General features: G+C 57.6%; 22 protein-coding genes and 2 tRNA genes. 10 read left to right on the top strand and 14 right to left on the bottom strand.

Going from position 1 to position 22455, the window contains the following annotated elements:
• Window positions 1-56 precede the first annotated feature (56 nt).
• Window positions 57-527 (top strand): GAF domain-containing protein, encoded by a 471-nt coding sequence (locus tag CTT34_RS08120; protein WP_159341974.1) that lies wholly within the window; start codon window positions 57-59, stop codon window positions 525-527.
• A 53-nt stretch (window positions 528-580) separates the two neighbouring features.
• Here the strand turns inward: CTT34_RS08120 and CTT34_RS08115 are convergent.
• Both CTT34_RS08115 and CTT34_RS08110 read right to left on the bottom strand, forming a co-directional pair.
• A tRNA-Val gene (locus CTT34_RS08115) sits at window positions 581-657 on the bottom strand.
• A gap of 21 nt (window positions 658-678) precedes the next feature.
• Window positions 679-755: transfer RNA gene (locus CTT34_RS08110), tRNA-Val, on the bottom strand.
• A 179-nt stretch (window positions 756-934) separates the two neighbouring features.
• On the opposite strand from CTT34_RS08110, the gene CTT34_RS08105 reads away from it, so the two are divergent.
• Window positions 935-2005: an endonuclease/exonuclease/phosphatase family protein gene (locus CTT34_RS08105; RefSeq protein WP_159341973.1), complete on the top strand. Its 1071-nt coding sequence runs from the start codon at window positions 935-937 to the stop codon at window positions 2003-2005.
• Window positions 2006-2034: 29 nt separating this feature from the next.
• Here CTT34_RS08105 and CTT34_RS08100 read toward each other — a convergent pair whose 3' ends face one another.
• Window positions 2035-3411, bottom strand: coding sequence for a class II fumarate hydratase (locus CTT34_RS08100; protein WP_159341972.1), 1377 nt, complete (start codon window positions 3409-3411; stop codon window positions 2035-2037).
• Between the two features lie 324 nt (window positions 3412-3735).
• Here CTT34_RS08100 and CTT34_RS08095 point away from each other — a divergent pair, with 324 nt between their 5' ends.
• Window positions 3736-4110 carry a phasin family protein gene (locus CTT34_RS08095; RefSeq protein ID WP_159343734.1) on the top strand — a complete coding sequence of 125 codons (375 nt, stop codon included), beginning with the start codon at window positions 3736-3738 and terminating at the stop codon, window positions 4108-4110.
• Between the two features lie 67 nt (window positions 4111-4177).
• Here the strand turns inward: CTT34_RS08095 and hda are convergent, their stop codons facing one another.
• Together hda and CTT34_RS08085 are read right to left on the bottom strand one after the other, a co-directional pair.
• Entirely contained in the window at window positions 4178-4882 is a 705-nt protein-coding gene (gene hda, locus CTT34_RS08090) for a DnaA regulatory inactivator Hda (protein ID WP_159341971.1), read from the bottom strand.
• On the bottom strand, window positions 4879-5991 hold the full coding sequence (locus CTT34_RS08085) for an AI-2E family transporter (protein WP_159341970.1): 1113 nt from the start codon (window positions 5989-5991) through the stop codon (window positions 4879-4881). Before CTT34_RS08085 ends, hda begins: the two co-directional genes overlap by 4 nt.
• Window positions 5992-6190: 199 nt before the next feature.
• Between CTT34_RS08085 and purM the strand changes: the two genes are divergently transcribed.
• Window positions 6191-7270, top strand: a complete 1080-nt coding sequence (gene purM, locus CTT34_RS08080) for a phosphoribosylformylglycinamidine cyclo-ligase (RefSeq protein ID WP_159341969.1) — start codon at window positions 6191-6193, stop codon at window positions 7268-7270.
• Window positions 7267-8010 carry a phosphoribosylglycinamide formyltransferase gene (purN, locus tag CTT34_RS08075; RefSeq protein WP_159341968.1) on the top strand — a complete coding sequence of 248 codons (744 nt, stop codon included), beginning with the start codon at window positions 7267-7269 and terminating at the stop codon, window positions 8008-8010. Before purM ends, purN begins: the two co-directional genes overlap by 4 nt.
• Before the next feature lie 77 nt (window positions 8011-8087).
• Here purN and dcd read toward each other — a convergent pair whose 3' ends face one another.
• From dcd to cobA, 4 genes are all read right to left on the bottom strand, one after another.
• Window positions 8088-8654: a dCTP deaminase gene (gene dcd / locus CTT34_RS08070; RefSeq protein ID WP_153843890.1), complete on the bottom strand. Its 567-nt coding sequence runs from the start codon at window positions 8652-8654 to the stop codon at window positions 8088-8090.
• A gap of 11 nt (window positions 8655-8665) precedes the next feature.
• Window positions 8666-9466: an iron-sulfur cluster carrier protein ApbC gene (apbC, locus tag CTT34_RS08065; protein ID WP_159341967.1), complete on the bottom strand. Its 801-nt coding sequence runs from the start codon at window positions 9464-9466 to the stop codon at window positions 8666-8668.
• A 144-nt stretch (window positions 9467-9610) separates the two neighbouring features.
• The gene (locus CTT34_RS08060) at window positions 9611-10744 is read right to left on the bottom strand and encodes a coiled-coil domain-containing protein (RefSeq protein WP_159341966.1); all 1134 of its coding nucleotides are present in this window, start codon (window positions 10742-10744) and stop codon (window positions 9611-9613) included.
• Between the two features lie 149 nt (window positions 10745-10893).
• Entirely contained in the window at window positions 10894-11754 is an 861-nt protein-coding gene (cobA, locus tag CTT34_RS08055) for a uroporphyrinogen-III C-methyltransferase (RefSeq protein ID WP_390620271.1), read from the bottom strand.
• Window positions 11755-11996: 242 nt separating this feature from the next.
• Here cobA and CTT34_RS08050 point away from each other — a divergent pair, with 242 nt between their 5' ends.
• From CTT34_RS08050 to CTT34_RS08035, 4 genes are all read left to right on the top strand, one after another.
• Window positions 11997-12908, top strand: coding sequence for a GGDEF domain-containing protein (locus CTT34_RS08050; protein WP_159341964.1), 912 nt, complete (start codon window positions 11997-11999; stop codon window positions 12906-12908).
• A 29-nt stretch (window positions 12909-12937) separates the two neighbouring features.
• The gene (locus tag CTT34_RS08045; protein ID WP_159341963.1) at window positions 12938-13276 is read left to right on the top strand and encodes a 4a-hydroxytetrahydrobiopterin dehydratase; all 339 of its coding nucleotides are present in this window, start codon (window positions 12938-12940) and stop codon (window positions 13274-13276) included.
• Window positions 13277-14467 carry an amino acid aminotransferase gene (locus CTT34_RS08040; RefSeq protein WP_159341962.1) on the top strand — a complete coding sequence of 397 codons (1191 nt, stop codon included), beginning with the start codon at window positions 13277-13279 and terminating at the stop codon, window positions 14465-14467.
• A gap of 238 nt (window positions 14468-14705) precedes the next feature.
• Complete coding sequence (locus CTT34_RS08035) at window positions 14706-16190, top strand: NCS2 family permease (protein WP_159341961.1); 1485 nt, start codon at window positions 14706-14708, stop codon at window positions 16188-16190.
• 1 nt (window position 16191) lies between these two features.
• On the opposite strand, the gene CTT34_RS08030 is transcribed toward CTT34_RS08035, so the two are convergent.
• From CTT34_RS08030 to CTT34_RS08020, 3 genes are all read right to left on the bottom strand, one after another.
• Complete coding sequence (locus CTT34_RS08030; protein WP_159343733.1) at window positions 16192-17526, bottom strand: MATE family efflux transporter; 1335 nt, start codon at window positions 17524-17526, stop codon at window positions 16192-16194.
• Between the two features lie 103 nt (window positions 17527-17629).
• Window positions 17630-18214, bottom strand: coding sequence for a YceI family protein (locus CTT34_RS08025; RefSeq protein ID WP_159341960.1), 585 nt, complete (start codon window positions 18212-18214; stop codon window positions 17630-17632).
• An 84-nt stretch (window positions 18215-18298) separates the two neighbouring features.
• Window positions 18299-18856, bottom strand: a complete 558-nt coding sequence (locus CTT34_RS08020; protein ID WP_159341959.1) for a cytochrome b — start codon at window positions 18854-18856, stop codon at window positions 18299-18301.
• A gap of 334 nt (window positions 18857-19190) precedes the next feature.
• Between CTT34_RS08020 and CTT34_RS08015 the strand changes: the two genes are divergently transcribed.
• Window positions 19191-19469 (top strand): hypothetical protein, encoded by a 279-nt coding sequence (locus CTT34_RS08015; RefSeq protein ID WP_159341958.1) that lies wholly within the window; start codon window positions 19191-19193, stop codon window positions 19467-19469.
• 73 nt (window positions 19470-19542) lie between these two features.
• Here the strand turns inward: CTT34_RS08015 and CTT34_RS08010 are convergent, their stop codons facing one another.
• Both CTT34_RS08010 and purF read right to left on the bottom strand, forming a co-directional pair.
• Window positions 19543-20742, bottom strand: coding sequence for an O-succinylhomoserine sulfhydrylase (locus CTT34_RS08010; protein WP_159341957.1), 1200 nt, complete (start codon window positions 20740-20742; stop codon window positions 19543-19545).
• A 105-nt stretch (window positions 20743-20847) separates the two neighbouring features.
• A complete protein-coding gene (gene purF, locus CTT34_RS08005; RefSeq protein ID WP_159341956.1) occupies window positions 20848-22368 on the bottom strand; it encodes an amidophosphoribosyltransferase in 1521 nt (506 codons plus the stop codon).
• Window positions 22369-22455: the final 87 nt, after the last annotated feature.

Raw genomic sequence — 22455 nt, 5'->3', positions numbered from 1 at the left:
AATCATTATCAGGCCAGCCGAAAGGCTGGCCTGATGCGTTTCACCAAGGAGATGGTATGTCGACCACCGATTACACCCTGCTCAACCGCCAGCTAGAGGCCTTGCTAGACACACGCGACTGGCTGACCAACAGCGCCCAAACCTGCGCCTTCATTCAGCAAGCGCTAGAGGCGCTGAACTGGGTTGGCTTTTATTTGCAGCGCGAACCGCAGCTACTGTGCCTCGGGCCTTTCCAGGGCAAACCCGCCTGCCACCCCATCCCTTTTAGCAAAGGCGTTTGTGGGGCTGCGGCCCGTGAACAGGCAACGCAACGGGTCGATGACGTTCACGCGGTGGCTGACCACATCGCTTGCGACGCCGATTCACGTTCCGAGCTGGTCGTCCCCATCGTACACGACGGTTTCGTATGGGGCGTTCTGGATATCGACAGCCCCCAGCACGCGCGCTTTAGCCAAGAAGACCAGGCTGGCATCGAGGCGCTGGTGGCCACTTTCGTGCGGCAAACAGACCTTCCCCGCTTCGTTTGATGGCGCATTAAACAACAAAAAGCCCCGCTCAATGAGCGGGGCTTTTTAGAATCTGGTAGGACCAGGCGGATTTGAACCGCCGACCTCCACGATGTCAACGTGGCGCTCTAACCAACTGAGCTATGGTCCTAAACATGTGCACCAACAAACTTGGTAGGACCAGGCGGATTTGAACCGCCGACCTCCACGATGTCAACGTGGCGCTCTAACCAACTGAGCTATGGTCCTGCTGTGCAACGGATGCGTATTCTACGGCTTCATGGCTGAATTGCAAGTCATTTTTGCGTCTTCCCCTACATTAGCGCCTTCCACTGCCCGCTACCGCAAATTACATCGACACTTATCAAAGCTAACGGCTAAGCTGCACATAGATTAATCATAATCGCTTGCGGATAAGGAGGTAAGTTTTGCTAGGGCCTTTGCTGGGATGCGTCGCCGGTTTGTTATTACTATCAACGCTCATCGCGCGGGTAAGACTCCGCTGGTGGTGGGTACGCAGTTTTGAGTTTCCCCGCCTGCAAATTGCGGTACTTGCAGGGCTCTGCGCCGCCGTTGGCATACTGCTTTTGGAACCCAGCGGATGGCAAACAGCGACGATAGGGCTTGCGCTACTCACCTGCATACTTCAGCTGCGCTACGTTCTTCCCTGGACACGGCTGTGGCCCGTACAAGTGCAATCGTCTCACGACGCGCCAGACGACCAAAAAATCACGCTGCTGATTGCCAACGTACTTACCCCCAATCGCAAGGCAGACACGCTGCTGGCCATGATAGAGCAGCACCAGCCCGACATCGTGATCACGTTAGAGTCCGACCAGTGGTGGCAAGATCAGCTCGATCAGGCCCTTGCGGACCGCTGGCCGCACAATGTAAAAATCCCACTCGATAACCTCTACGGCATGCATCTGTACTCTCGACTTACGCTCAGTGAGACGGAAGTAAAATGGTTGATCCAGGATGACATTCCCTCCATCCACACCTATGTCACTCTGGCAAGCGGCGACAATATTCGGCTGCACGCGCTGCACCCTCGCCCCCCGGCTCCCAGTGAAAGCGAAAAATCGCTATGGCGAGACGCCGAACTGCTCTTGGTGGGTAAAGAGATACATCAAAACCCATCGGCCACGCTCGTCGCAGGTGACCTCAACGATGTCGCCTGGTCACGCACCACGCGTCGATTTTGCCGTATCAGCGGCATGCTCGACCCTCGACGCGGGCGCGGTATGTTTAGTACGTTTCATGCAAATTATCCGTTTCTGCGCTGGCCACTGGATCACGTATTCGTGAGCGAACACTTTACGCTGGACAGCATGCAACGCCTGGACGCCTTCGGCTCCGACCACTTCCCGATCCTCGCGACGCTCTGCTATCGCCCCTCCCGTCAAGATGAGCACGACAACCCAGAGGCGAGCCAAGAGGAGCGCCAAGAAGCCAGCGAAACCATTCAAAAAGGCAAAACGGAACGTCAAGAAACGTAGCCATTTTGCCCGTGCATCGGGGCGCCCCGTTACTCTGGGACGCCGCCCTTCGTCAATACCGTGGGATCGAGCAGCCGCTCCAAGGTCGCTCGGTCCAACTCGGTCTCTTCTTCCGCCACATCGATGATTGGTCGGCCTGCTTGGTAGGCCTTTTTGGCAATCGCTGCGGCGGCGTTGTAGCCAATCACGCTATTGAGTGCGGTGACGAGAATAGGATTGCGCGCTAGCGGGCCTTGCAGATTGTCTTCACGGACTTTGAAGGTGGCGATGGCACGCTCGCCCAGCAGCTTGGCGGTACTGCTCATCAAAGTGATTGAGGTGAGCAGGTTCGAGGCCACGAGGGGCAACATGACATTGAGCTGGAAATTGCCGCTTTGCCCGGCCACCGTGATGGCAGCATCCAAGCCAATCACTTGAGCGGCCGCTTGCGCCGCCGACTCGGGGATGACGGGATTGACCTTACCCGGCATGATCGAGCTGCCCGGCTGCAGCGCCTCCAGTTCGATTTCCCCCAACCCCGCCAGCGGGCCCGAGTTCATCCAGCGCAGGTCGTTGGCAATCTTCATGACGACACATGCCAACCCCTTCAACTGACCAGATAGTTCTACCGCGGCATCCTGCGACGCCAAGCTAGCAAAGAAGCTGTCGTTAGGCGCAAAGGAGAGGCCCGTTTGCTGGCTTAGGTCGTTGGCCATCAAGTCGGCAAACCCTGGCGGCGCATTGATGCCTGTGCCCACGGCGGTACCGCCTTGGGCGAGGCGGCATAGCCGCGTCATGGCACTGTCGAATCGTTCGATGGCTTGCCCCACCTGACTGGACCACGCGCCTAGCTCTTGGTCCATACGGAGCGGCATGGCGTCCATCAAGTGGGTACGGCCGGTTTTGACGATATGGCTAAGCTCACTGGCACGGCGATCAATCGTTGCCTTGAGCTCGATTAGCGCCGGGCGTAGCGACTCATGCACGGCAATGGCGGCGGAGAGGTGGATCGCCGTGGGGATTACATCGTTACTGGATTGCCCCATATTGATGTGATCGTTGGGTGTGACGTCAACGCCCTCACGGCTGGCCAGCGTCGCCAACACCTCGTTCACGTTCATATTGGTGGACGTGCCCGACCCCGTCTGAAAAACATCGATAGGAAAGTGCTCGTCGTGCTGGCCATTGATCACCGCTTGTGCGGCTTTTTCGATCGCCTGGGCACGCTCGGCATCCAATATCCCTAACTGATGATTACTGCGCGCCGCTGCCAGCTTGATACGAGCAACCGCATGAACGAACGCCACCGGCATAGGCGTGCCCGATACGGGAAAGTTGTTGATGGCACGCTGGGTCTGTGCGCCGTAGAGCGCCGTGGCAGGCACCTCCAACTCCCCCATGCTATCCCGCTCAATACGCGTTTCCATACTACCCTCCTGGTGAGTCATCGGCGGGAGGGCACTCCCTCTCCGCTGCTTGATAACGATTCTCTCTATAATTCAGCCTAGCGGCCCCACTCTCTTTGGTAAACCCGTGCTTTGCCAACCCCGTGCGTTGCACCATTGACACAAACGCTAGACCAGGTTTATTGGCCAGCAATGTTGCACTGCACAAAAGCGCTTGCTATGCTGCGATGCAAGATATCTCATCAGTGACGGTGCATTCCTTGACTCGCCGACGCTGATTAACGAACCGTCCTGGGCGCAGCTTAGCAGCCCACGACCTTAGCAAATGGCACAGGAGTGTTGATGATGCGTACGTTTAACACCAACGAAATGACCCAGCAGTTCGATAATCTGTTCATGGCACCGGCCCGCGCCTACATGAGCTTGAGCATCGATTACTCCGAAAAACTGATGAACGCTCAGTTAGACGCTAACAAAGCCTATGTCGATACTGGCATTGCGCAAATGCGCCAGCTGATGAGCGTCAAAGATGCCGACGGCCTCCGCAGCTACATGGAAGGCCAGCAAAAAGTGGCGAAAGAGTTGGCAGAGCGTGTCAAAGGCGATGCAGACAAAGTCGTGTCGTTACAGCAGGACTTCCTGCAGAAGAGTCAAAAGCTGACTGAAGAAAACGTGAAGCAGGCACAAGCCGCTGCCACCAAGATGAGCAAGACCGCCTAACGCACCTGATAGATCGCGCAATAGAGCCGTCTTCCAACGCCCTTGCCAGTTGACTGGCAGGGGCGTTTTACCAATTGAGCGCCGACTTGACGAAGGGAATCGTTAGTTTTCGCTTTGCTGATAGCGACGCTTGATCCAACGTTTCCAAGGCGCGGCAAAGTTCACCCAGCTCCCGCGGCCCGCGGTGCATGATATAGCGCCCCACGTCATCCGGCAGCTGCATGCCACGCACATTGGCACGCAGCTTCAGTGCAGCCAATCGGTCATTATCGTCCATCGGGTGAAGATGGAACGTCACGCCCCAGGCCAACCGTGACGCCAAGTCCGGCAGTACCACCTGCAAATGGCGCGGCGGTTTGTTGGCCGCAATCAGTAGCGCTTTGCCCTCATCTCGCAAACGGTTGAAGGCATGAAATAGCGCCTCTTCCCAGCGCTTGCGTCCAATGACGTACTCCAGGTCATCGATGGCCACCAGATCGAGCCGCTCGATATCTTCCAACATGAGTGGCGGAAAGTGACCAAGGTCTGCAAGCGGCAAATAGAGGGCACGCTTATCTTGGTCTGAAGCCGCATGGCAGGCCGCTTGCAATAAATGGCTGCGCCCACTACCCGGGGCGCCCCATACGTAAAGAAACGGCTCTGAGCCAGGCGTAAGCTGATGACTGAGGTGATCGACCAACGACGCATTCGCACGGGACGCATAGTAGTTATCGAACGTGGCATCGTCGCGCAGCCCCACCCCAAGCGGCAGCTGTGCCGGTAATCGGCTCATGATGACTCCCTTTTGTCGTCGCGACCCCTTGCATCATCCGGAGTATGCGCTTCTGGGGTTTCTAAGTGTGCGTCGTAGAGCGCACTATTTTTATATCGGTCTTTCACTTCACGTAGCAGCACCATGATCACCGCTGCGGCCGGTAGCGCCAATAGCACGCCCGTGAGGCCAAAAAGATGCCCGCCCGCGAGCACCGCAAAGATGACCGCTACCGGGTGCAAGCCAATCTTATCGCCTAATAGCTTGGGTTGCAGTACGACGCTCTCCGCCACCTGTCCCAAACCAAAAACAGCCACGACGCCTAACAGCGCCCACCACGTATCAAACTGGAACAGTGCCACCACCAACGCGATCACTAGCCCGACAATGAAGCCTAAAAACGGCACGATGCTGACCAGCCCCGAGAGCGCGCCGATCAGCAGGCCAAAATTGAGGCCTAGCAGTGTCAACCCTGCGGCATAAATGATGCCCAAGCACAGCATGACGAGCAGCTGGCCGCGTAAAAACGACGCCAACACTTCATCGCAGCGGCGCGCTAGGCGAAACGTATCGTCTGCCCATTGGCGCGGCACCAAGTTTCCCAGGTTGTCGAGCATACGATCCCAGTCCAGCAGCAAATAGAACGTCACTACGGGAATGAGCGCGACATACGTCACCCAAGAGACGAACGCCATGCCCGAGCGACCAATCTGGCCCAGAGCCTGCGCTACGTAACTACCCGCGTCCCGCCAGTTTTCGATCAAGGTTTCGCGAACGTTGCCAAGCTCTGTGGCAAGGTCATAACCGGTCCACTCCTGAACCTGGGGAGCCAGTACACTTTCTACCCAGTTGAGCACGCCCGGCAGGGCCTCTCCCAGTTGCTTGATCTGCTGTACCACGAGGGGAATGAGAATCAGCAGGCTCAGCGCCAGCACGAACATCAACACCAAGAACACGCTGCTGACCGCCCAGGTGCGCCGCATGCCCAGACGCTGAAAATAGTCGGTTAGCGGGTCCGCGAGGTAGGCCAAAATCAACCCTGCAATGAAGGGCATTAGCACGGCATCAAGAAAATACACCGTTCCCACCAGCGCAACGACCAGCGCGATTCCCCACCATGAATGTCTCATTCCCTGCTCCTTCCTGGATATACGGTCAGCGGTAGTGCTTGAATAGTAACAAAAGTTGGCCGCCACGCACCTGATAACGCGTCACATCGATGCGACTTACGTCGCTGGGTGATACAATCGCACCCCGTTATTGCTCCGGCACTGGCTACTTGCCAGCACAATCGCATTGCAGCATTGCATAGGCTTCACAGGACCTGTCATGACCGAGACTTCTCCCTCCCAGGCTACGCCCTCTCTCAGCTATAAAGACGCAGGTGTCGATATCGATGCCGGCAACGCTCTTGTCGATCGTATCAAGCACGTTGCCAAGCGCACGTCACGCCCTGAAGTGATGGGTGGCCTTGGCGGTTTCGGCGCGCTGTGCGAGCTGCCCGCAGGCTACAAACAGCCGGTTCTCGTCTCAGGTACCGACGGTGTCGGCACCAAGCTGCGTCTGGCCATGGACCTTGGCAAGCATGACACTATCGGCATCGACCTGGTAGCCATGTGCGTGAATGACCTGATCGTGGCCGGTGCCGAGCCGCTGCTCTTTCTCGATTACTACGCCACGGGCAAGCTGGATGTCGACATTGCCGCCGACGTCGTGACCGGTATCGGCGCAGGCTGCGAGCTGGCGGGCTGTGCGCTGGTCGGTGGCGAAACCGCTGAAATGCCCGGCATGTACGAAGGCAGCGACTATGATTTGGCTGGCTTCTGCGTGGGCGTTGTGGAGAAGTCCGAGATTCTCGACGGCAGCAAGGTCGCCGAAGGCGACGTGCTGTTAGGCCTGGCGTCTTCTGGTCCGCACTCCAACGGCTATTCACTGATCCGCAAAATTCTGGAAGTCAGCAATGCGTCCTTGGAGGAGAGCGTCGATGGCCAGCCGTTGGGTGACGCACTGATGGCTCCCACGCGTATTTACGTGAAGTCACTGCTATCGATGATGCGCGGCACCGATATCCCGGTTCATGCGCTTTCCCACATTACTGGCGGCGGCTTGCTGGAAAACATTCCCCGCGTACTGCCAGACACGCTGGCAGCCCGTATCGACTTGACCAGTTGGCAGCGCCCGGAAGTGTTCAACTGGCTGCAGGCGAAAGGTAACGTCAACGAGACCGAGATGCATCGCGTGCTGAACTGCGGCATTGGTATGGTCGTGGTCGTGCCCGCCACTCAGGCCGCGAACGCCAAAGCACATCTAGAAGCCCAAGGCGAGACCGTTTACCAGATCGGCCAGATCGTTCAACGCCAGGAAGAGGCCGTCGTCCTCGACCACGGCGAAGCGAGCTCACAAGCATGAGCAATACCGAATACAGCAGCGATACCCTCAACGGCATGACGCCTGAACCCATGGGCGCCCGCCGCGTGGTGGTACTGATCTCGGGCAGTGGCAGCAACCTCCAAGCGCTCATCGACGCCCAGCAGCATGACCGTCTGGGCGGCGAGATTGTCGCGGTCATCTCCAACGAGCCCGACGCCTATGGTTTGAAGCGGGCTCATGAAGCCGGCATCGAAGCGGTGGTTCTCCCTCACCGCGAGTACGATAGCCGCGACGCCTACGACGGCGCGCTGATCAAAGTCATCGAGCGACACGAGCCGGATGTGATCGTACTCGCAGGCTTCATGCGAATTCTCACCCCGCGCTTCGTGCAGCGCTTCCTGGGGCGGATGCTCAACATCCACCCTTCGCTACTGCCCGCCTACCAAGGCTTGAACACTCATGCCCGTGCGCTTGCCGACGGTGCTTCGCATCACGGCTGCAGCGTGCACTTCGTCACCGAAGAGCTGGATGGTGGCCCCGTGGTGCTGCAAGCGGAGCTTCAGGTGAGTGCAGATGACACGGTGGAGACACTAAAAGAGAAGGTTCACGCCCGTGAGCATCTGATCTTCCCGATTGCAGTACAGTGGTTTCTAGAAGGACGCCTGCAGTACGCGGCCGAGGGCGCCACGATGGACGGCCACCCGCTTCCACCATACGGCATGCGCCTTTCTCACGCGGATGCCGCCGAAGAGCTGGATGAAGAGATCGACGACGCCTAACTTGCCAATACCGGCGTTAAAAAGCCTTGCCGCAGTGATGCGGCAAGGCTTTTTTGTAGCACGAGCGAAGCAACGTCTCAGGTGCGCGGCAGCGTTACGCCACGTTGCCCCATGTACTTGCCCCCACGATCTTTATAGGAGATCTCGCACACCTCGTCGGATTCCAGGAAAAGCATCTGAGCGACGCCTTCATGGGCATAGATTTTCGCAGGCAAGTTGGTGGTGTTGGAGAACTCCAGCGTCACGTGCCCTTCCCACTCAGGCTCCAACGGCGTCACGTTGACGATGATACCGCAGCGTGCGTAGGTGGATTTACCCAGACAAATGGTCAGTACGTTACGCGGGATGCGGAAATACTCCACCGTCCGCGCCAGCGCAAACGAGTTCGGCGGGATGATACAAACATCGCCTTTCACATCCACGAAACTTTTATCGTCGAACGCTTTAGGGTCCACGATGGCCGAGTGGATATTGGTAAATACCTTGAACTCGTCGGCACAGCGCACGTCGTAGCCGTAGCTGGACGTGCCGTAGGAGATGACCCGTTGATCGTTCACATAGCGCACCTGTTCTGCCTCGAAAGGCTCGATCATGGCATCGCTCTGCGCCATCCGGCGAATCCATTTGTCTGATTTAATGCTCATCGGTTACTTCATCACTCGCTAAAAGAAATCGTAGGGCCGCCACCGTGGCTAGCGCTGACGGACTGCGCGACCTGGCTGGCAATCTCGGCGAAGGTGCGGCTGACCGCACTCTCTGGCTCGGACACGACACTGGGGCGTCCAGAATCGGCCAGCTCGCGAATCGACAGCGTCAGCGGCAGACGGCCCAGCACCTGGGTGTCATACTCTTGTGCAATACGATCACCGCCGCCCGTCCCGAAAATCGCGGCTTCATGGCCGCACTTCTCACAGTGGTAAAGGCTCATGTTCTCTACCACGCCCAGCACCGGCACGTTGACTTTGCGGAACATCTCGATACCTTTGCGGGCATCCAGTAGCGCGATGTCCTGCGGCGTCGTGACGATCACCGCACCGGATACCGGCACCTTCTGAGCCAACGTCAGCTGGATGTCCCCCGTGCCCGGCGGCATATCGATCAGCAGAAAGTCCAGGTCATCCCACTGGGTTTGAGTCAGCATCTGCTGGAACGCTCCCACCACCATCGGTCCACGCCACACCATCGCGTCGCGGGTGTTGACCATGAACGCCATCGACATGGCTTGAATGCCGTGGGCCTCCAGCGGTAGAAACTTATTGTCTGCCGCCGCCTGAGGACGGACGCCTTCTTCCACACCCAGCATTTGTGCCTGGCTCGGGCCATAAATATCGGCATCCAACACGCCTACACGATAGCCCTGTGAAGACAGCGCCAGCGCCAAATTAACGGTTACGGTGGATTTACCAACGCCACCCTTGCCGGATGCCACTGCCACAATATGCTTTACACCATCCATCAATGGCACTCCCGTGGGTTATCGATTGTGAACATGGCGTGAATGATACTCCTCAGCGCCCTATTTCTAAACCAGCAAAGAAAAAGCGGATGTGGGAACACCACATCCGCTCGAGCTCAGCACGCAAAGGCGGCTGGTCTCCGATTAGTTGCTGCTCTGCTGGCTCGTCTCGTCCGCTTGGGCGTCTTCACCTTCTTCGCCACTGTCAGTATCCGCATTTTCTTGCTGATTCTGCTGCTCCCCCGTGAGGTCAGGCACGTCACCCGAAGCAGGATTCTCGACATGCAGGCGCTCATCGAGCGTCGACAGCTCGTCGCGCCACTCGCTTAGCTGCGTTTCCAACCGGGCGAGCTGCTCTTGCCGTGCTTCGATGTCGTTTTCGACTTTCGCCACTTCATCGCGGCCAATGTCCAGGGCCACCATCAGGTCGTCCATTTCGGTGCGCACCTGCTCTAGGCTCTGCTGCTCCTCTTCACGTAGCTGCGTCAGCGAATCCACCTCGGACTGCAGCGAATCACGCTCGCTCATCACGCTGTCGCGCTCTTCCTGGAGGGATTGCAGCTCGCTCTCCTGAGCAGAGATCTCCTCCTCGAGTGAGGCCAATCGCTCGTTGGCCTCGCTGACCTGGCGCTCGATCTCACCGAGCTCGGTCTCTGCGGTACCTAGCGCTTCCACGGCTTGTTGGCGCTGCTCTTCTGCTTCCTGACGCGCGGACTCGGCCTGCTGGCGTGCCTCTTCTGCGCTTTGACGCGCTTCTTCTACTTGCTGCAGAGAAGCTTGGGCCTCGTCACGCTCACTGACGACCTGATCACGCTCTTCGCGTAGCGTCTGCAGGTCACTCTCGGCGCTTGCCAGCTGCTCTTCTAGCGCCGTGATGTCTTGCTGCAAACTGTCACGCTGGCTCGTTAGCTCTTCCAGCTGCGCTTCGACACTGCTGACATCTTCCTGCGCCGACTCGAGGCTAGCCGTGGCGTCCGCTTGCTGCTGCTCTAAAGAGGCCATTTCATCGCGCATCGCCGTCAAGTCAGCTTCCGCCTGCTCAACTTCCGAAAGCCGCTGGCTCAATTCAGCGTTCTCTTGCTCGACACTGGCCAGCTGGCCTTCCAAGGTCTCGACGCGTTCTTGATGCGTGCCTGAGTTGGATTGCGCCATGATGGCCCATATCACGGCAATCGCCGCGATCCCGGCGATACCCTTCACGCGGTTATCCTGAAAGAGCGTTTTCATGTCCGGCTTGTGGGCAGGCGTGTTCGAATCGGAGTGGTTAGCTTCTGACATGCTGCGTCCCTCTTTTCGCTGGGCTGCTGACATCAGCAGCGTTAGTGACAAGTAGCACGATGGTGATCAGGTCGTCGCTTTATGAATCTGTTCGTTACTAGCATACACAGCGCAGGTCATAACGCCACCCGACAAAGCGCTCCCCTCGCCTAGTCCCGCGTCAACCAAGCATGTTTTCCCGGCGAGAACCCTGCCGATGTGCCACGGTCGCACTCGAACCACGATAGCGTCTGATGAAGAGAGACCACGCTACCGATGATCAACAGCGCAGGTGGCTTGATATCGCCGCGATGAGCGCTATCGGGCAGTGAGTGCAGGGTTCCTACGTGGGTTTGTTGCTGCTGTGTCGTGCCTTGCTCGATTAGCGCCAGCGGCGTCGAGGGCGTCATGCCATGGGCCATCAAAGCATCGCAAATGGAGGCCAAATTGCTCAACCCCATGTAAAACACCAACGTTTGCCCCGGCTGCGCCAGCGTCGCCCAATCCAGCGAAAATTCCCCGTCTTGTAAATGCCCCGTCACGAAGCGTACCGACTGCGCATGATCTCGGTGGGTCAGCGGAATGCCCGCATAAGCAGCACAGCCAGACGCCGCCGTAATGCCGGGAATCACTTCGACAGGCACACCCGCCGCCACCAGTGTTTCGAGCTCCTCCCCCCCACGTCCGAAGATGAACGGGTCACCTCCTTTGAGGCGAATGACCTGCTTGCCCTGCTGAGCCCAAGTCACCAGCGATTGGTTGATCTCCTCCTGCGGTAGGCTATGGGAAGAGCGTGCCTTGCCCACGTAATAGCGCTCAGTCTTGGCCGGTAACAGTGCCAAAATTTCATCGCTCACCAGGCGGTCGTACAGCACCACTTCGGCGTTGATGAGTCGCTTGTAGGCCTTCAGCGTCAACAGATCGGGGTCGCCAGGGCCTGCGCCAATCAAGCTGACACGCCCAAGCGGCGCTTGAGGCTCCTCTGGCACGCCCGAGTCGGCATGAACCGTGTGTGATCGTTGCGTATCCAAAGCCACCACCCATGGGAAATTCAAGTCTAATGATAGTTCAGAAAAGAATGAAAACGGCCACTCTTTACACAATCGACCATTTTCGCGGTACATCTGAGAAAATGGAATATACAACAGATTTTTAATGACCAAAAAGTATTAAAAACCGCAAAATTGTCAGCAAAAGCTTACATATTGTTTACGCTTTTACCGCTAATCTTCACGGCTAACTTACAACAGGCATAAAAACCGGAGATTCACGCATGCCCGTGAATGACCTACCCGCACCTTCTATCGGCATACCCGCCAGTGCCGATAGTCTCGTACCCCGTATTCCTGGGGTCATTTTTCAGTTCTACCGCTCCCATAGCGGCCATATGAACTTTCCCTATCTTGAGGGTGGCGGCATGGCGTTAGCGTACGTCGATAGGCAGCAGCTCGCCGAAGATGCCAGCCTACTGCTGGAACAACTCACCGGTCACGACCACCCTAAGGTGATGTCGGCCATCGAGCGCTCCGCGCGCTGGATGCTGCCGCTAAACACGCGCTTTCGGCTGCCCTTTCCTAAAGAGAAGCCACACTGGATTGCGGTGAGCGCCAACCCGGAACCCATCGAATCCGGGGTACGTTGGAATGGGCTGATGATGGACATTACCGATCAGGTCATCGAGGAGCAGCGGCTTCGCAAACTGTGCGACACCGACCCGCTCACCAACCTGCCGAACCGGCGCAAGCTGATGGGTCAGCTCAACCATCTGAGTTCGATGAGCACTCGCCACGGCACGCCGCTGTCGATCATGATGATCGATATCGACCATTTCAAACAGCTCAACGACCGCTGGGGACATTTACAAGGGGATAGCGTACTCAAGCAGCTGGCCACCCTGGCGCAGTCGCTGCTGCGCTGCGAAGACATGATTGCCCGGCTAGGAGGCGAAGAGTTTATGGTAGTGCTGCCGCTCACTTCGCTACAGCAATGCCATAAGCTTGCCGACCGCTTACGTCAGACCATCGCCGAGCACGATTTCGGTATCGGCCAGGGCAGGGTCACGCTGAGTATCGGCGTGGCGGAGTACCGCTTGGGTGAACCGCTGGTGAGTCTCATCGAGCGGGCCGATCGCGCGCTCTACAGCGCCAAAGAGGTTGGTCGCGACTGCGTATGCCTTCTACCCTGAAGAGAGGACTTCAACGCGGAGGTACTCCCATGACATCGCTAGCGCAATCACAGTGCGAACCTTGCAGCGGCAACGCCATGCCGCTCACTCATGACGCATGCCAAGCGCACCTCAAAGCACTTCCAGAGTGGCAGATTATCGAACACGATGGCATCATGAAGCTGTCGAGACAATTCACGTTTCGTAACTTTGCCGACGCGCTAGCGTTTAGCCAGCGGGTGGGCGATGTCGCAGAGCAGGCGGGTCATCATCCTGTATTGGTCACCGAATGGGGCAAAACCACCGTCACTTGGTGGTCCCATGAAATCAACGGCCTGCATCTTAACGACTTCATTCTTGCCGCCAGAACCGACGAGGTAGCCGAATAAATGTTTGAGCAAATTGAGCGAGTCCCTGGAGACGCCATTCTCGGGCTGATCGAAGCTTTCAAAAAAGATACCAACCCGCAGAAAGTCGACCTGGGTGTCGGTGTTTATCGAGACGCTGCTGGCAACACGCCGGTCATGCGTGCCGTCAAGGAAGCAGAAGCTCGCCTGCTCAAGAATGAAACCACCAAGACTTACATCGGCTCCCACGGCGCTCCCGCCTATGGCGACGCCGTGCTGCCCATGTTACTGGGGGCAAACTCTCCGGTGCTCGACGCCAAGCGAGCCAGCGCCACTCAATCACCGGGCGGCACCGGCGCCCTGCGCCTGGCGGCCGACTTCGTGGCCAGCCAGCTGCCGGGCAAAGGCATCTGGGTGAGCGACCCCACTTGGCCGAACCACCACGGCATTTTCACGTCAGCGGGTATCGAGCTGCATAAGTATCCCTACGTCGATGCGGACAACCGTCTGGACTTCGAAGGCATGCTGGCCGCGCTGAAAAAGATCCCTGAAGGCGATGTCGTGGTGCTGCACGCCTGCTGCCACAACCCCACCGGCTTCGATCTTTCTCATTCGCAGTGGCAAGAGGTCATGGCCGTGCTGAAAGAGCGTCAGCTGCTGCCGTTGATCGACTTTGCTTACCAAGGTTTCGGAGAAGGTCTGGACGAAGACGCATACGGCGTTCGCCTACTGGCCGAGAATCTGGATGAGGTGATCATCACCAGTTCTTGCTCCAAAAACTTCGGTATTTACTGCGAGCGCACAGGCTGCTTGATCCTGGTCGCCAAAAACACTGAGCAGATGGAGAACGTGCGCTCTCAGGTGGCTATCGTAGCGCGTGAAAACTACTCCAACCCGCCCGCTCACGGCGGTGCGATCGTCAGCGAGATTCTGCACGATGCCGAGCTTTCCGCCCTGTGGCGTGAAGAGCTGACCGAAATGCGCGACCGCATCAACACGCTGCGCCGCGACTTCGTCGAAGCCTTGAAGCCCTACGGCTTGGATGAAAAGTACGCTTGCGTGGCCGAACAGCGCGGCATGTTCTCCTACACCGGCTTGACGCCGGAACAGGTCGACCGTCTGCGTGACGAGTTCGGCATCTACATGGTTCGCTCTGGTCGTGCCAACGTGGCGGGCTTCTCCCACGAGAACCTTCCCTACCTCGCCAAAGCAATTGCGGCAGTTAACGACTAATACATCGCATGCCGTCACAGCGCCCAGGCCATCGCCTGGGCGTTTTTTTGGTCACCCACAAGAAAAGCCATAAGGTTATCAACCCTTTGGCCAAGGTTGTGTACAATTGCGCCTTCGCCGCCAGAGCCTGGGGCGCCCGTGCGGCGTCCGATACAACGCAGCGCTTGACCGATCAGTCAAACTTTCGGCACACTCAGCGTAGCCTTGTATACAACACACCATAACCAAGAGGCATATCATGGCGGCTGCCGGCACTCACTATCCGTGGTACAAAAAGGAAGATACCGACGCATTCTTTGCGCTCTTTCAAAACAATATCGCTAACTTCGTCATCATCGCGATTACGATGTTAGGGATGGGTTTTCCCACGTCGATCGTCTATGGCCAGGTGCTGCCCGGCGCCGCCGTCGCGGTCATGGTCGGTAACTTCTACTACGCCTGGAGCGCCGCCAGGCTCGCACGCAAAGAGAACCGTAGCGACGTCACCGCCCTCTCCTACGGCATTTCGACCCCCGTCATGTTTGTGTTTCTGTTTGGCGTTCTCCTGCCTGCCAAACAGCTCACCGGCGATGCGGAACTCGCATGGAAAGTCGCCGTAGCGGCCTGCTTCATCAGCGGCGCCATCGAAGCGGTGATTAGCGTCATCGGCCGCTGGGTACAGTATCACCTACCCCGTGCCGCCATGCTGGGCGCCGTCGCAGGCGTAGCCTTGACCTTCATTGCCGGTGAAATGCTGTTCAAAACGTTGGAAATGCCGGTCATTGGCCTGCTGGTGCTAGGGATCATCATCGTTGGCTTGGTGGCCCGCGTCAGCATGCCCTTCAAACTACCGACATCACTGTTCGCCATCGTGGTGGGAACGGCCATGGCCTATCTGATCGGCGACGCTGGCAGTGAACGCTTCAGCGATGCGTTCACGCATCTCGGCTTTTATCCGCTACTCCCCAACCTTGCTTGGTTCGAAGGGCTAGGCCTGCTGTTCACCGGCATGCTGGCCGTGTTGACCGTGGTACTGCCCATCACGCTCTATAACGCCATCGAGACGATGAACAACGTCGAGGCCATGGAGGCCGCGGGCGACAAGTACGACGTGCGCGAGTGCCAGGCAGTGGATGGTGCAGGCACCATGATCGGCGCGTTGTTTGGCGGCGTGTTTCCGACGACGGTATATATCGCCACGGTGGGCGCGAAATGGATGGGCGCAGGGCGCGGCTACAGCCTGCTCAACGGGGCGGTTTACGCACTAGCGACCATGTTCGGGCTCATTGCTGCGCTGGCCGCCATCATCCCCGTCTCCGTCGTCGCTCCGATTTTGGTATTCGTCGGCATGTCGATGATTGCAACGGCGTTCCAAGCCAACGACACACGCTACTACCCAGCCATTGCGCTGGCCATGCTGCCCTACTTCGCCAACTACGTCATGACCCGTTTCAACCGAGGAGCGGGCGAAGTGGTGAGCGACATTTCCAGTGCCATCGTCGTAATGGGCCAAGGCGCCATGTTCATGGCCATCTTCCTGGGTGCCATGACCGTTTCGGTGATCGACCATCAATTTCGCCGAGCAGCGGCCTTCGCCGTAATTGCCGCAGGCTTCTCGTTCGTCGGTTTGATGCATGCCCCCAAACTGGCCTTCAACGCCGCGCCGGAGTTCGTCATGGGCTATTTGGCGATGGCGTTACTGTTCGTCTACTTCTCGTTTCAAGAAGCCCCTCATAAGCGCTGATTCAATGCGAAACTCCCGCCTGCCGATGCGGGCGGGAGAGAATGCGCTTCAACACGAACCACGCCGTCAATCCAGCCAGCAAATTACCTATGGCAGCTCCTGCGGCCAGGCCTGTCCAGCCAAATAGCTGCGCGCCCAACCATAGGCAGGGCAAGTAGCAGATGAACAGCCGTGCGCTCGACAGCAGCATGGCCCGCAGCGGCCAGCCCAGCGCATTACCTGCCGACACCACCAGCATGCACACTCCCAGTGCTGCGTAGCTGGGCAGCAGGAAACGGATCAGCAGCGCTAGCTCACTCTGCACCTCGGGATTACCCGCCAGCGCCATCGCCACCCAAGGCGATGCCAATGCAAGCAGGACTCCCAGGCTCAACTGCCAAATCACGGCCACTTTCAGCGCCAAACGAAGCAGCCGTTGAATTTGCCCCCAGTCGCCCGCGCCGTAGCAGCGCCCCAACCAGGGTGGCAGCGACATGGTCATGGCAAGAATCACCATCAGTGACAGCGTCTCAAGACGACTCGCCAACCCCCATGCCGCTACTTGGGTATCCCCTAAGCCCGCTACGGCGGCAATCGCCAGCATGGCGGCCAAAGGTGGCATCAATTGGCTGACCATGGCCGGCGCCGCAATACCCATGAACGGTCGCCACGAGCGTTTCGCTTCCCGGCCAATGCCGTCGGTGGTGGCCCACTGACGTCGATGCAGCTTTCGCCCCGTCAGCAGCAACCCCACAGAAAATGCCACTGCAGTCGCCCAAGCCGCGCCTGGCAGGCCCCAGCCGTCCCAACTACCTACACCAAAAATGAACAGCGGATCCAGTGCCAAGTTGACGAGGCTACTGACGACCATCATCTTCCCCGGCATACGGGTATCCCCATGAGCACGGAAGACGCTGTACATGAAATAGAGCACGGCACCTAGCCACGCAGCCAAAAGCTGTGGCCCCCAGTAAGCGCGAATGTAGGCCAACGACGTGTCGTCCGCGCCTAGCAATTGAAACAGCGGCACCTGTAACCACCATAACACGAGACCCAAACACGCAATGACCGCCCCACCGGCCATGAGCACCAGGCAGGAGAGCCGTTTGGCTCTGGCGTGCTCCTCTGCGCCCAGCGCTCTAGAGATCAGCGCGGCAATGGCGATCCCCATTCCCACCTGGATGCCGATAATCAAAAACGATAGCGGAAACGTAAACGACTGAGCCGCCAACGGCGCAGTGCCCAAACGTGCGATGAACGCACTGTCCACAAGCTGAAAACCCAATAGCGCCAGCACACCAATGGCCATTGGCCACGTTTGCCGCCATAGGGTTATCGCCAACTCGCGTTGTTGCATGACAGCTGCCAAAAACGGACTCCTTAGCGTCACAAAACTAGAAAGACTAAACGCAAAAAACGCCACCACCCGTGAAGGTGGCGGCGTTCTGGACCGGTATCGCTTACTGGCGAATACCTTCGAACGTCACGTAGAGCTCGACTTCATGCATGGCTTCCGGAAAATCGCTCATGTCGATACCGAAATCGCCCAAGGTCAGCATCGTGCTGCCCTCGAAGCCTGCGCGGTAATTGCCCCAGGGGTCTTCACCTTCGCCCATTAGCGTGACCGGCATCTCGATCTCTTGCGTTTGGCCATGCAGCGTCAACTCACCCGTGACGACGCCTTCGTTGTCGCCCGTTGGTTCGAAACCGGTCGACGTGAAGGTCGCCGTGGGATATTCGCTGGCGTTCAGGAAATCACCGCTCAGGATGTGACGATCACGCTCTGCATGGTTGCTGTTCAGGCTATCTACCTGTACTTCCATCTCAACGGAAGATGCGGCTAGGTCGTCAGCGTCGTAGGAGAACTGGCCGTCGAACTCTTCGAAGCTACCTAGAATGTAGGAAAAGCCTAGGTGGTTAATTTTGAATTGAACGAAGGCGTGCTGGCCTTCCGTATCAATTTGATAATCAGCGGCCTGTGCTTGGCTCAGGGGAACCAGCGCAGCTGCCGCGACCGCTGCTGCCATTACGCTTTTCTTCATCATAACGTCCATCTCCTTTCTTTCCTTATGGGCACTGCCAGCAAAGTCACTTCATGCCGTAACAGCGTTCAAAAAGTGTCGAATATCTCAATGACCTGTCTTGCTATAACGCGGATTCATCATCCTGCGTAACGTGGCATGGCGATAACGGTAGTGATGCACCAATGCGATCACCGCATGACCACCCGCCAGCACCATGAGCGCAAGTGCGCTGTACCAATGAACCTCACCGGCCAAACTGGATTGGTTGGGCAAGTCGTATAGCACTGCAGGTACTTCAAACCAGTCGAATACGCTGATGCCGCGCCCGTTGGCGGTGGAAATCAAATAGCCGCTGGTCAAAACCAGCAGTAATAAAACGTAGAGCGCAATATGCCCCAGATGGGCGGCCAGCCGTTCAAAACGACGACCCTCTGCCGCAGGCGTGGGTTGCGAGAAACGCCACGCCAATCGGCCTATGGTCGCCAGTAGTAACAAAATACCGATCGAGCGGTGAACCCATGGCCCTTGGTTGTACCACGGGTCGTAGTAACCCAACCCGGTCATCCACCAGCCCAGTATGAACAATCCAATGATCGTCAAGGCGCTGAGCCAGTGAAAAAGAATACTAATGACACCCCAACCGCTGCGCGTGTTCCGCAACATCCTTGATTCCCCGTGTAAAACTGCTCGCAAGTGGCTGCCCGCTCGTTTCGTTAAGAGCATACCGTCTCACCGGCCAAAACTCTGCTGAAAAAAGCAGAATACATCGTTCGTAAAAACCATTGGTTACGTCGCTAACGGCTTGCCCCCTTCCTCACGAAAGCGCATCGATACGCCAACATTTTGCACCTTAGACGAAAGTTTAAAAAATCGAACAAAAGCAGCAATTTTAATCAATTTTACAATTTGTTTAGCGCGCTTATTATTAGCGCACGTTCTGACACGACACGTCACCACGTCAAAGAACACCTTCCATTATCTATAGAGAGTATGACACATGAAAAAATTGACCCTTATTTCTGCCATTGCCATGACGTTGACCTCCACTGCCGCGCTCGCTGAGCAAGGCTCTGCGGAACTCAATGAGATCGTTCATGCTAGCTCCTCGGTCCATCACAGCGCTGACAGCCTGAAGATGACGCCTGCAGACCTGACACTGGTAAACGGCGACGCTGCCAAAAACCGTGTCTCCGAGCCTCACTCCGAAGCGACGTCTGCCAATCGTGGCGACAGTCAAATCGCACAGTCTGACCTGCCGCATCGCAATGCTTCCTAAGCATCGCTTAGGTAATTAGGTAAAAAAAACCCACCGGCAGGTGGGTTTTTTTATTGAGACGCGCCTTGCAAACTCAGCGCGCCGCTAGCGCATCCAAGCCACGAGCCAAGTCCCGTTGGATGTCCTCTTGACTCTCTAGTCCTACCGCTACGCGAATGAGACCCGGCGCAATGCCTGCTGCCTCTTTCTGAGCGTCTGAAAGACGGCCATGGGTGGTCGTCGCCGGATGGGTGATGGTGGTTTTGACATCACCCAGGTTACCCGTGATGGAAAGCATACGGGTGGCATCAATGACCTGCCACGCACCCTCTTGCCCTCCTGTGACTTCGAACCCCAACACCGCGCCAAAGCCCTGCTGCTGCTGTTTCGCCAGCGCATGCTGAGGATGGGCTTCCAACCCGCTGTAATAGACGCGGTTCACCGCCGGATGTTGATCGAGCCAGCGCGCAAGCGTCAGTGCATTGTCACAGTGCGCTTTCATACGCAGCGACAACGTTTCCAACCCTTTGGTGAAAATCCACGCGTTGAACGGACTCATGCAGGGCCCGCAGGTACGCACCACCCCGAAGACTTCCTCTAACACATCGTGCTTACCGACGACCGCGCCACCCACGGCGCGCCCCTGTCCGTCCAGGTACTTAGTCGCAGAGTGAATGACCAAATCGGCACCCAGCGCGATTGGCTGCTGCAGAGCGGGGGTCAAAAAGCAGTTATCAATGGCAAGCAGCGCACCACTGCGTTTGGCAAGCGCTGCTAGGGCCGGGATATCTGCCACTTCAGAAAGCGGGTTAGAGGGGGTTTCGGCAAACATCAGCTTGGTCTTGGGGCTGATTGCCTCCTCCCAAGCAGCCAGATTGGATAGTTCCACATAGCGTGTGGTGATTCCGAACTTACCCAAATACTTATCGAACAGGCTGACCGTAGAGCCAAAGAGAGAGCGGGAAGCTACGATTTCATCTCCCGCCGATAGCAACGCCAGCGCCGTCGAAAGAATCGCCGACATACCGGAGCTGGTGGCCACACAACGCTCGCCGCCCTCCAGTGCTGCTAAACGACGCTCAAAGGTGTGAACGGTCGGGTTGGTGAAGCGTGAATACACGTTGCCTGGCTCTTTTCCGCCAAACTTGCGCGCCGCCTCGGCAGCACTTTCGTACACAAAGCTCGACGTGGGGAAAATCGGCTCCGCGTGTTCTTGCTCGAACGTGCGGTGATGCCCCGCCCGAATGGCGAGCGTTTCCAGCGACCACTCATCCTGATGGCTATCGTCGTGCATGGCAGAGCCCCTTATTCCAACCGCGATATCAAAAAGCTGCACATTCAATGTGCAAAAAACTTAGGCATAACGCCTGCGGGCGAACCGCACCGCAGGCGTCGACGCTCAATCGTCCAGATCATCGTCTTGATTATGCATATCGACCAAGGCGTGGTCACCCGCGCTCTGATCTTTTGCCGCATCGTTACGGCTCGCCTCTAGAACGGCGAGATACGCGTCGTCGATGTCGCCCGTCACGTAGTTACCATCGAACACCGAGCAGTCGAAGGCCTCCATGTCTGGGTTGACCTCCCGACAGGCGTCTTTCAAGTCTTCTAGATCTTGATAGAAAATGCGGTCTGCACCAATCAACTGCCCCACTTCGTCCTCGGTACGACCATGGGCAATCAGCTCGGAAGCTGCTGGCATGTCGATCCCATACACGTTGGGATAGCGCACGGGCGGCGCAGCGGAAGCAAAGTAGACCTTACGCGCACCGGCATCCCGCGCCATCTGAATGATCTGCTTGCAGGTGGTGCCGCGCACGATGGAGTCGTCCACTAGCAGAACGTTCTTGCCCTTGAACTCTACATCGATGGCGTTCAGCTTTTGGCGCACCGATTTTTTACGCTGGGTCTGGCCCGGCATGATGAAGGTACGGCCAATGTAGCGGTTCTTCATAAAGCCTTCGCGGTAGGTCACGCCGAGATGTTGCGCCATCTCCAGTGCCGAGGTTCGCGAGGTATCGGGGATGGGAATGACCACATCGATATCGTGGTCCGGCCACTCGTTCAAAATACGGTCACCCAGCTTGCGCCCCATCTGCATGCGGGTGCCGTACACGTAGGCACCGTCCAGAATGGAGTCGGGACGGGCGAGATACACGTGCTCGAAAATGCACGAGCGCAGCTGCGGGCGATCCGCACACACCTGGGTGTGCACTTGCCCCTGCATATCGACGAAAATCGCCTCGCCGGGAGCCAGATCGCGTTCGAGTTCGAAGCCACCGACATCCAACGCCACGGATTCAGAAGCAATCATGACCTCTTGGCCATCGGCGTCTTGACGGGTACCGAAGACCACCGGACGGATACCGTGGGGATCACGGAACGCTACCATGCCAAAGCCATTGATGATCGCGACCGCCGCGTAGCCGCCTTTGCAGCGCCGGTGCACTCTACGAACCGCATCGAAGATATCTTCTGCTTCCAGGTGCAGCCCCTGCTTGCCCAGTTCGTGGGCAAACACGTTCAGCAGCACCTCGGAATCAGAGCTGGTATTGATATGACGAAGGTCGGTGGAGAACAGCTCCTGCTTCAACTGCTCGGAGTTGGTCAGGTTGCCGTTGTGAGCCAGCGCGATGCCGTAAGGCGAGTTGACGTAGAAAGGCTGCGACTCCGCCTCACTGGAGGAACCAGCCGTGGGATAACGAACGTGCCCAATCCCTAAATTGCCCTTGAGGCGTGCCATGTGGCGAGTGTGGAAGACGTCACGGACCAAGCCGTTACTCTTGCGCAGTAGGAAGCGTCCCTCGCTCCAAGTCATCATGCCGGCAGCGTCCTGGCCCCGATGCTGAAGTACGGTCAGGGCATCGTAGATTCCCTGATTTACCGCCTGCTTGGCCAGAAGGCCTACTATACCGCACATTCCAGTTACCTCGCTTTGATACCATGGCTTACGGACGCAAGCCCGTACGTTCATCTAACTGACAAACACTGGCGCCGTGACCCGGCG

It is taken from the genome of Halomonas meridiana, assembly GCF_009846525.1.
Classification (GTDB): Bacteria; Pseudomonadota; Gammaproteobacteria; order Pseudomonadales; family Halomonadaceae; genus Vreelandella.
The sequence above is the reverse complement of the archived record's forward strand: the minus strand, read 5'-3'. Positions and strand labels throughout refer to the sequence as shown.

Bases quoted from the DNA above. Each gene is read 5' to 3' on its own strand.
- CTT34_RS08010 (WP_159341957.1), bottom strand. From the start codon at position 20,742: ATGCACGACGATAGCCATCAGGATGAGTGGTCGCTGGAAACGCTCGCC.
- CTT34_RS08060 (WP_159341966.1), bottom strand. From the start codon at position 10,744: ATGTCAGAAGCTAACCACTCCGATTCGAACACGCCTGCCCACAAGCCG.
- CTT34_RS08020 (WP_159341959.1), bottom strand. From the start codon at position 18,856: ATGTTGCGGAACACGCGCAGCGGTTGGGGTGTCATTAGTATTCTTTTT.
- CTT34_RS08040 (WP_159341962.1), top strand. From the start codon at position 13,277: ATGTTTGAGCAAATTGAGCGAGTCCCTGGAGACGCCATTCTCGGGCTG.
- apbC (WP_159341967.1), bottom strand. From the start codon at position 9,466: ATGGATGGTGTAAAGCATATTGTGGCAGTGGCATCCGGCAAGGGTGGC.
- dcd (WP_153843890.1), bottom strand. From the start codon at position 8,654: ATGAGCATTAAATCAGACAAATGGATTCGCCGGATGGCGCAGAGCGAT.
- hda (WP_159341971.1), bottom strand. From the start codon at position 4,882: ATGAGCCGATTACCGGCACAGCTGCCGCTTGGGGTGGGGCTGCGCGAC.
- CTT34_RS08015 (WP_159341958.1), top strand. From the start codon at position 19,191: ATGAAAAAATTGACCCTTATTTCTGCCATTGCCATGACGTTGACCTCC.
- CTT34_RS08045 (WP_159341963.1), top strand. From the start codon at position 12,938: ATGACATCGCTAGCGCAATCACAGTGCGAACCTTGCAGCGGCAACGCC.
- CTT34_RS08025 (WP_159341960.1), bottom strand. From the start codon at position 18,214: ATGATGAAGAAAAGCGTAATGGCAGCAGCGGTCGCGGCAGCTGCGCTG.
- purF (WP_159341956.1), bottom strand. From the start codon at position 22,368: ATGTGCGGTATAGTAGGCCTTCTGGCCAAGCAGGCGGTAAATCAGGGA.
- CTT34_RS08095 (WP_159343734.1), top strand. From the start codon at position 3,736: ATGCGTACGTTTAACACCAACGAAATGACCCAGCAGTTCGATAATCTG.
- CTT34_RS08035 (WP_159341961.1), top strand. From the start codon at position 14,706: ATGGCGGCTGCCGGCACTCACTATCCGTGGTACAAAAAGGAAGATACC.
- purM (WP_159341969.1), top strand. From the start codon at position 6,191: ATGACCGAGACTTCTCCCTCCCAGGCTACGCCCTCTCTCAGCTATAAA.
- CTT34_RS08085 (WP_159341970.1), bottom strand. From the start codon at position 5,991: ATGAGACATTCATGGTGGGGAATCGCGCTGGTCGTTGCGCTGGTGGGA.
- CTT34_RS08120 (WP_159341974.1), top strand. From the start codon at position 57: ATGTCGACCACCGATTACACCCTGCTCAACCGCCAGCTAGAGGCCTTG.
- purN (WP_159341968.1), top strand. From the start codon at position 7,267: ATGAGCAATACCGAATACAGCAGCGATACCCTCAACGGCATGACGCCT.
- CTT34_RS08030 (WP_159343733.1), bottom strand. From the start codon at position 17,526: ATGCAACAACGCGAGTTGGCGATAACCCTATGGCGGCAAACGTGGCCA.
- CTT34_RS08050 (WP_159341964.1), top strand. From the start codon at position 11,997: ATGCCCGTGAATGACCTACCCGCACCTTCTATCGGCATACCCGCCAGT.
- CTT34_RS08100 (WP_159341972.1), bottom strand. From the start codon at position 3,411: ATGGAAACGCGTATTGAGCGGGATAGCATGGGGGAGTTGGAGGTGCCT.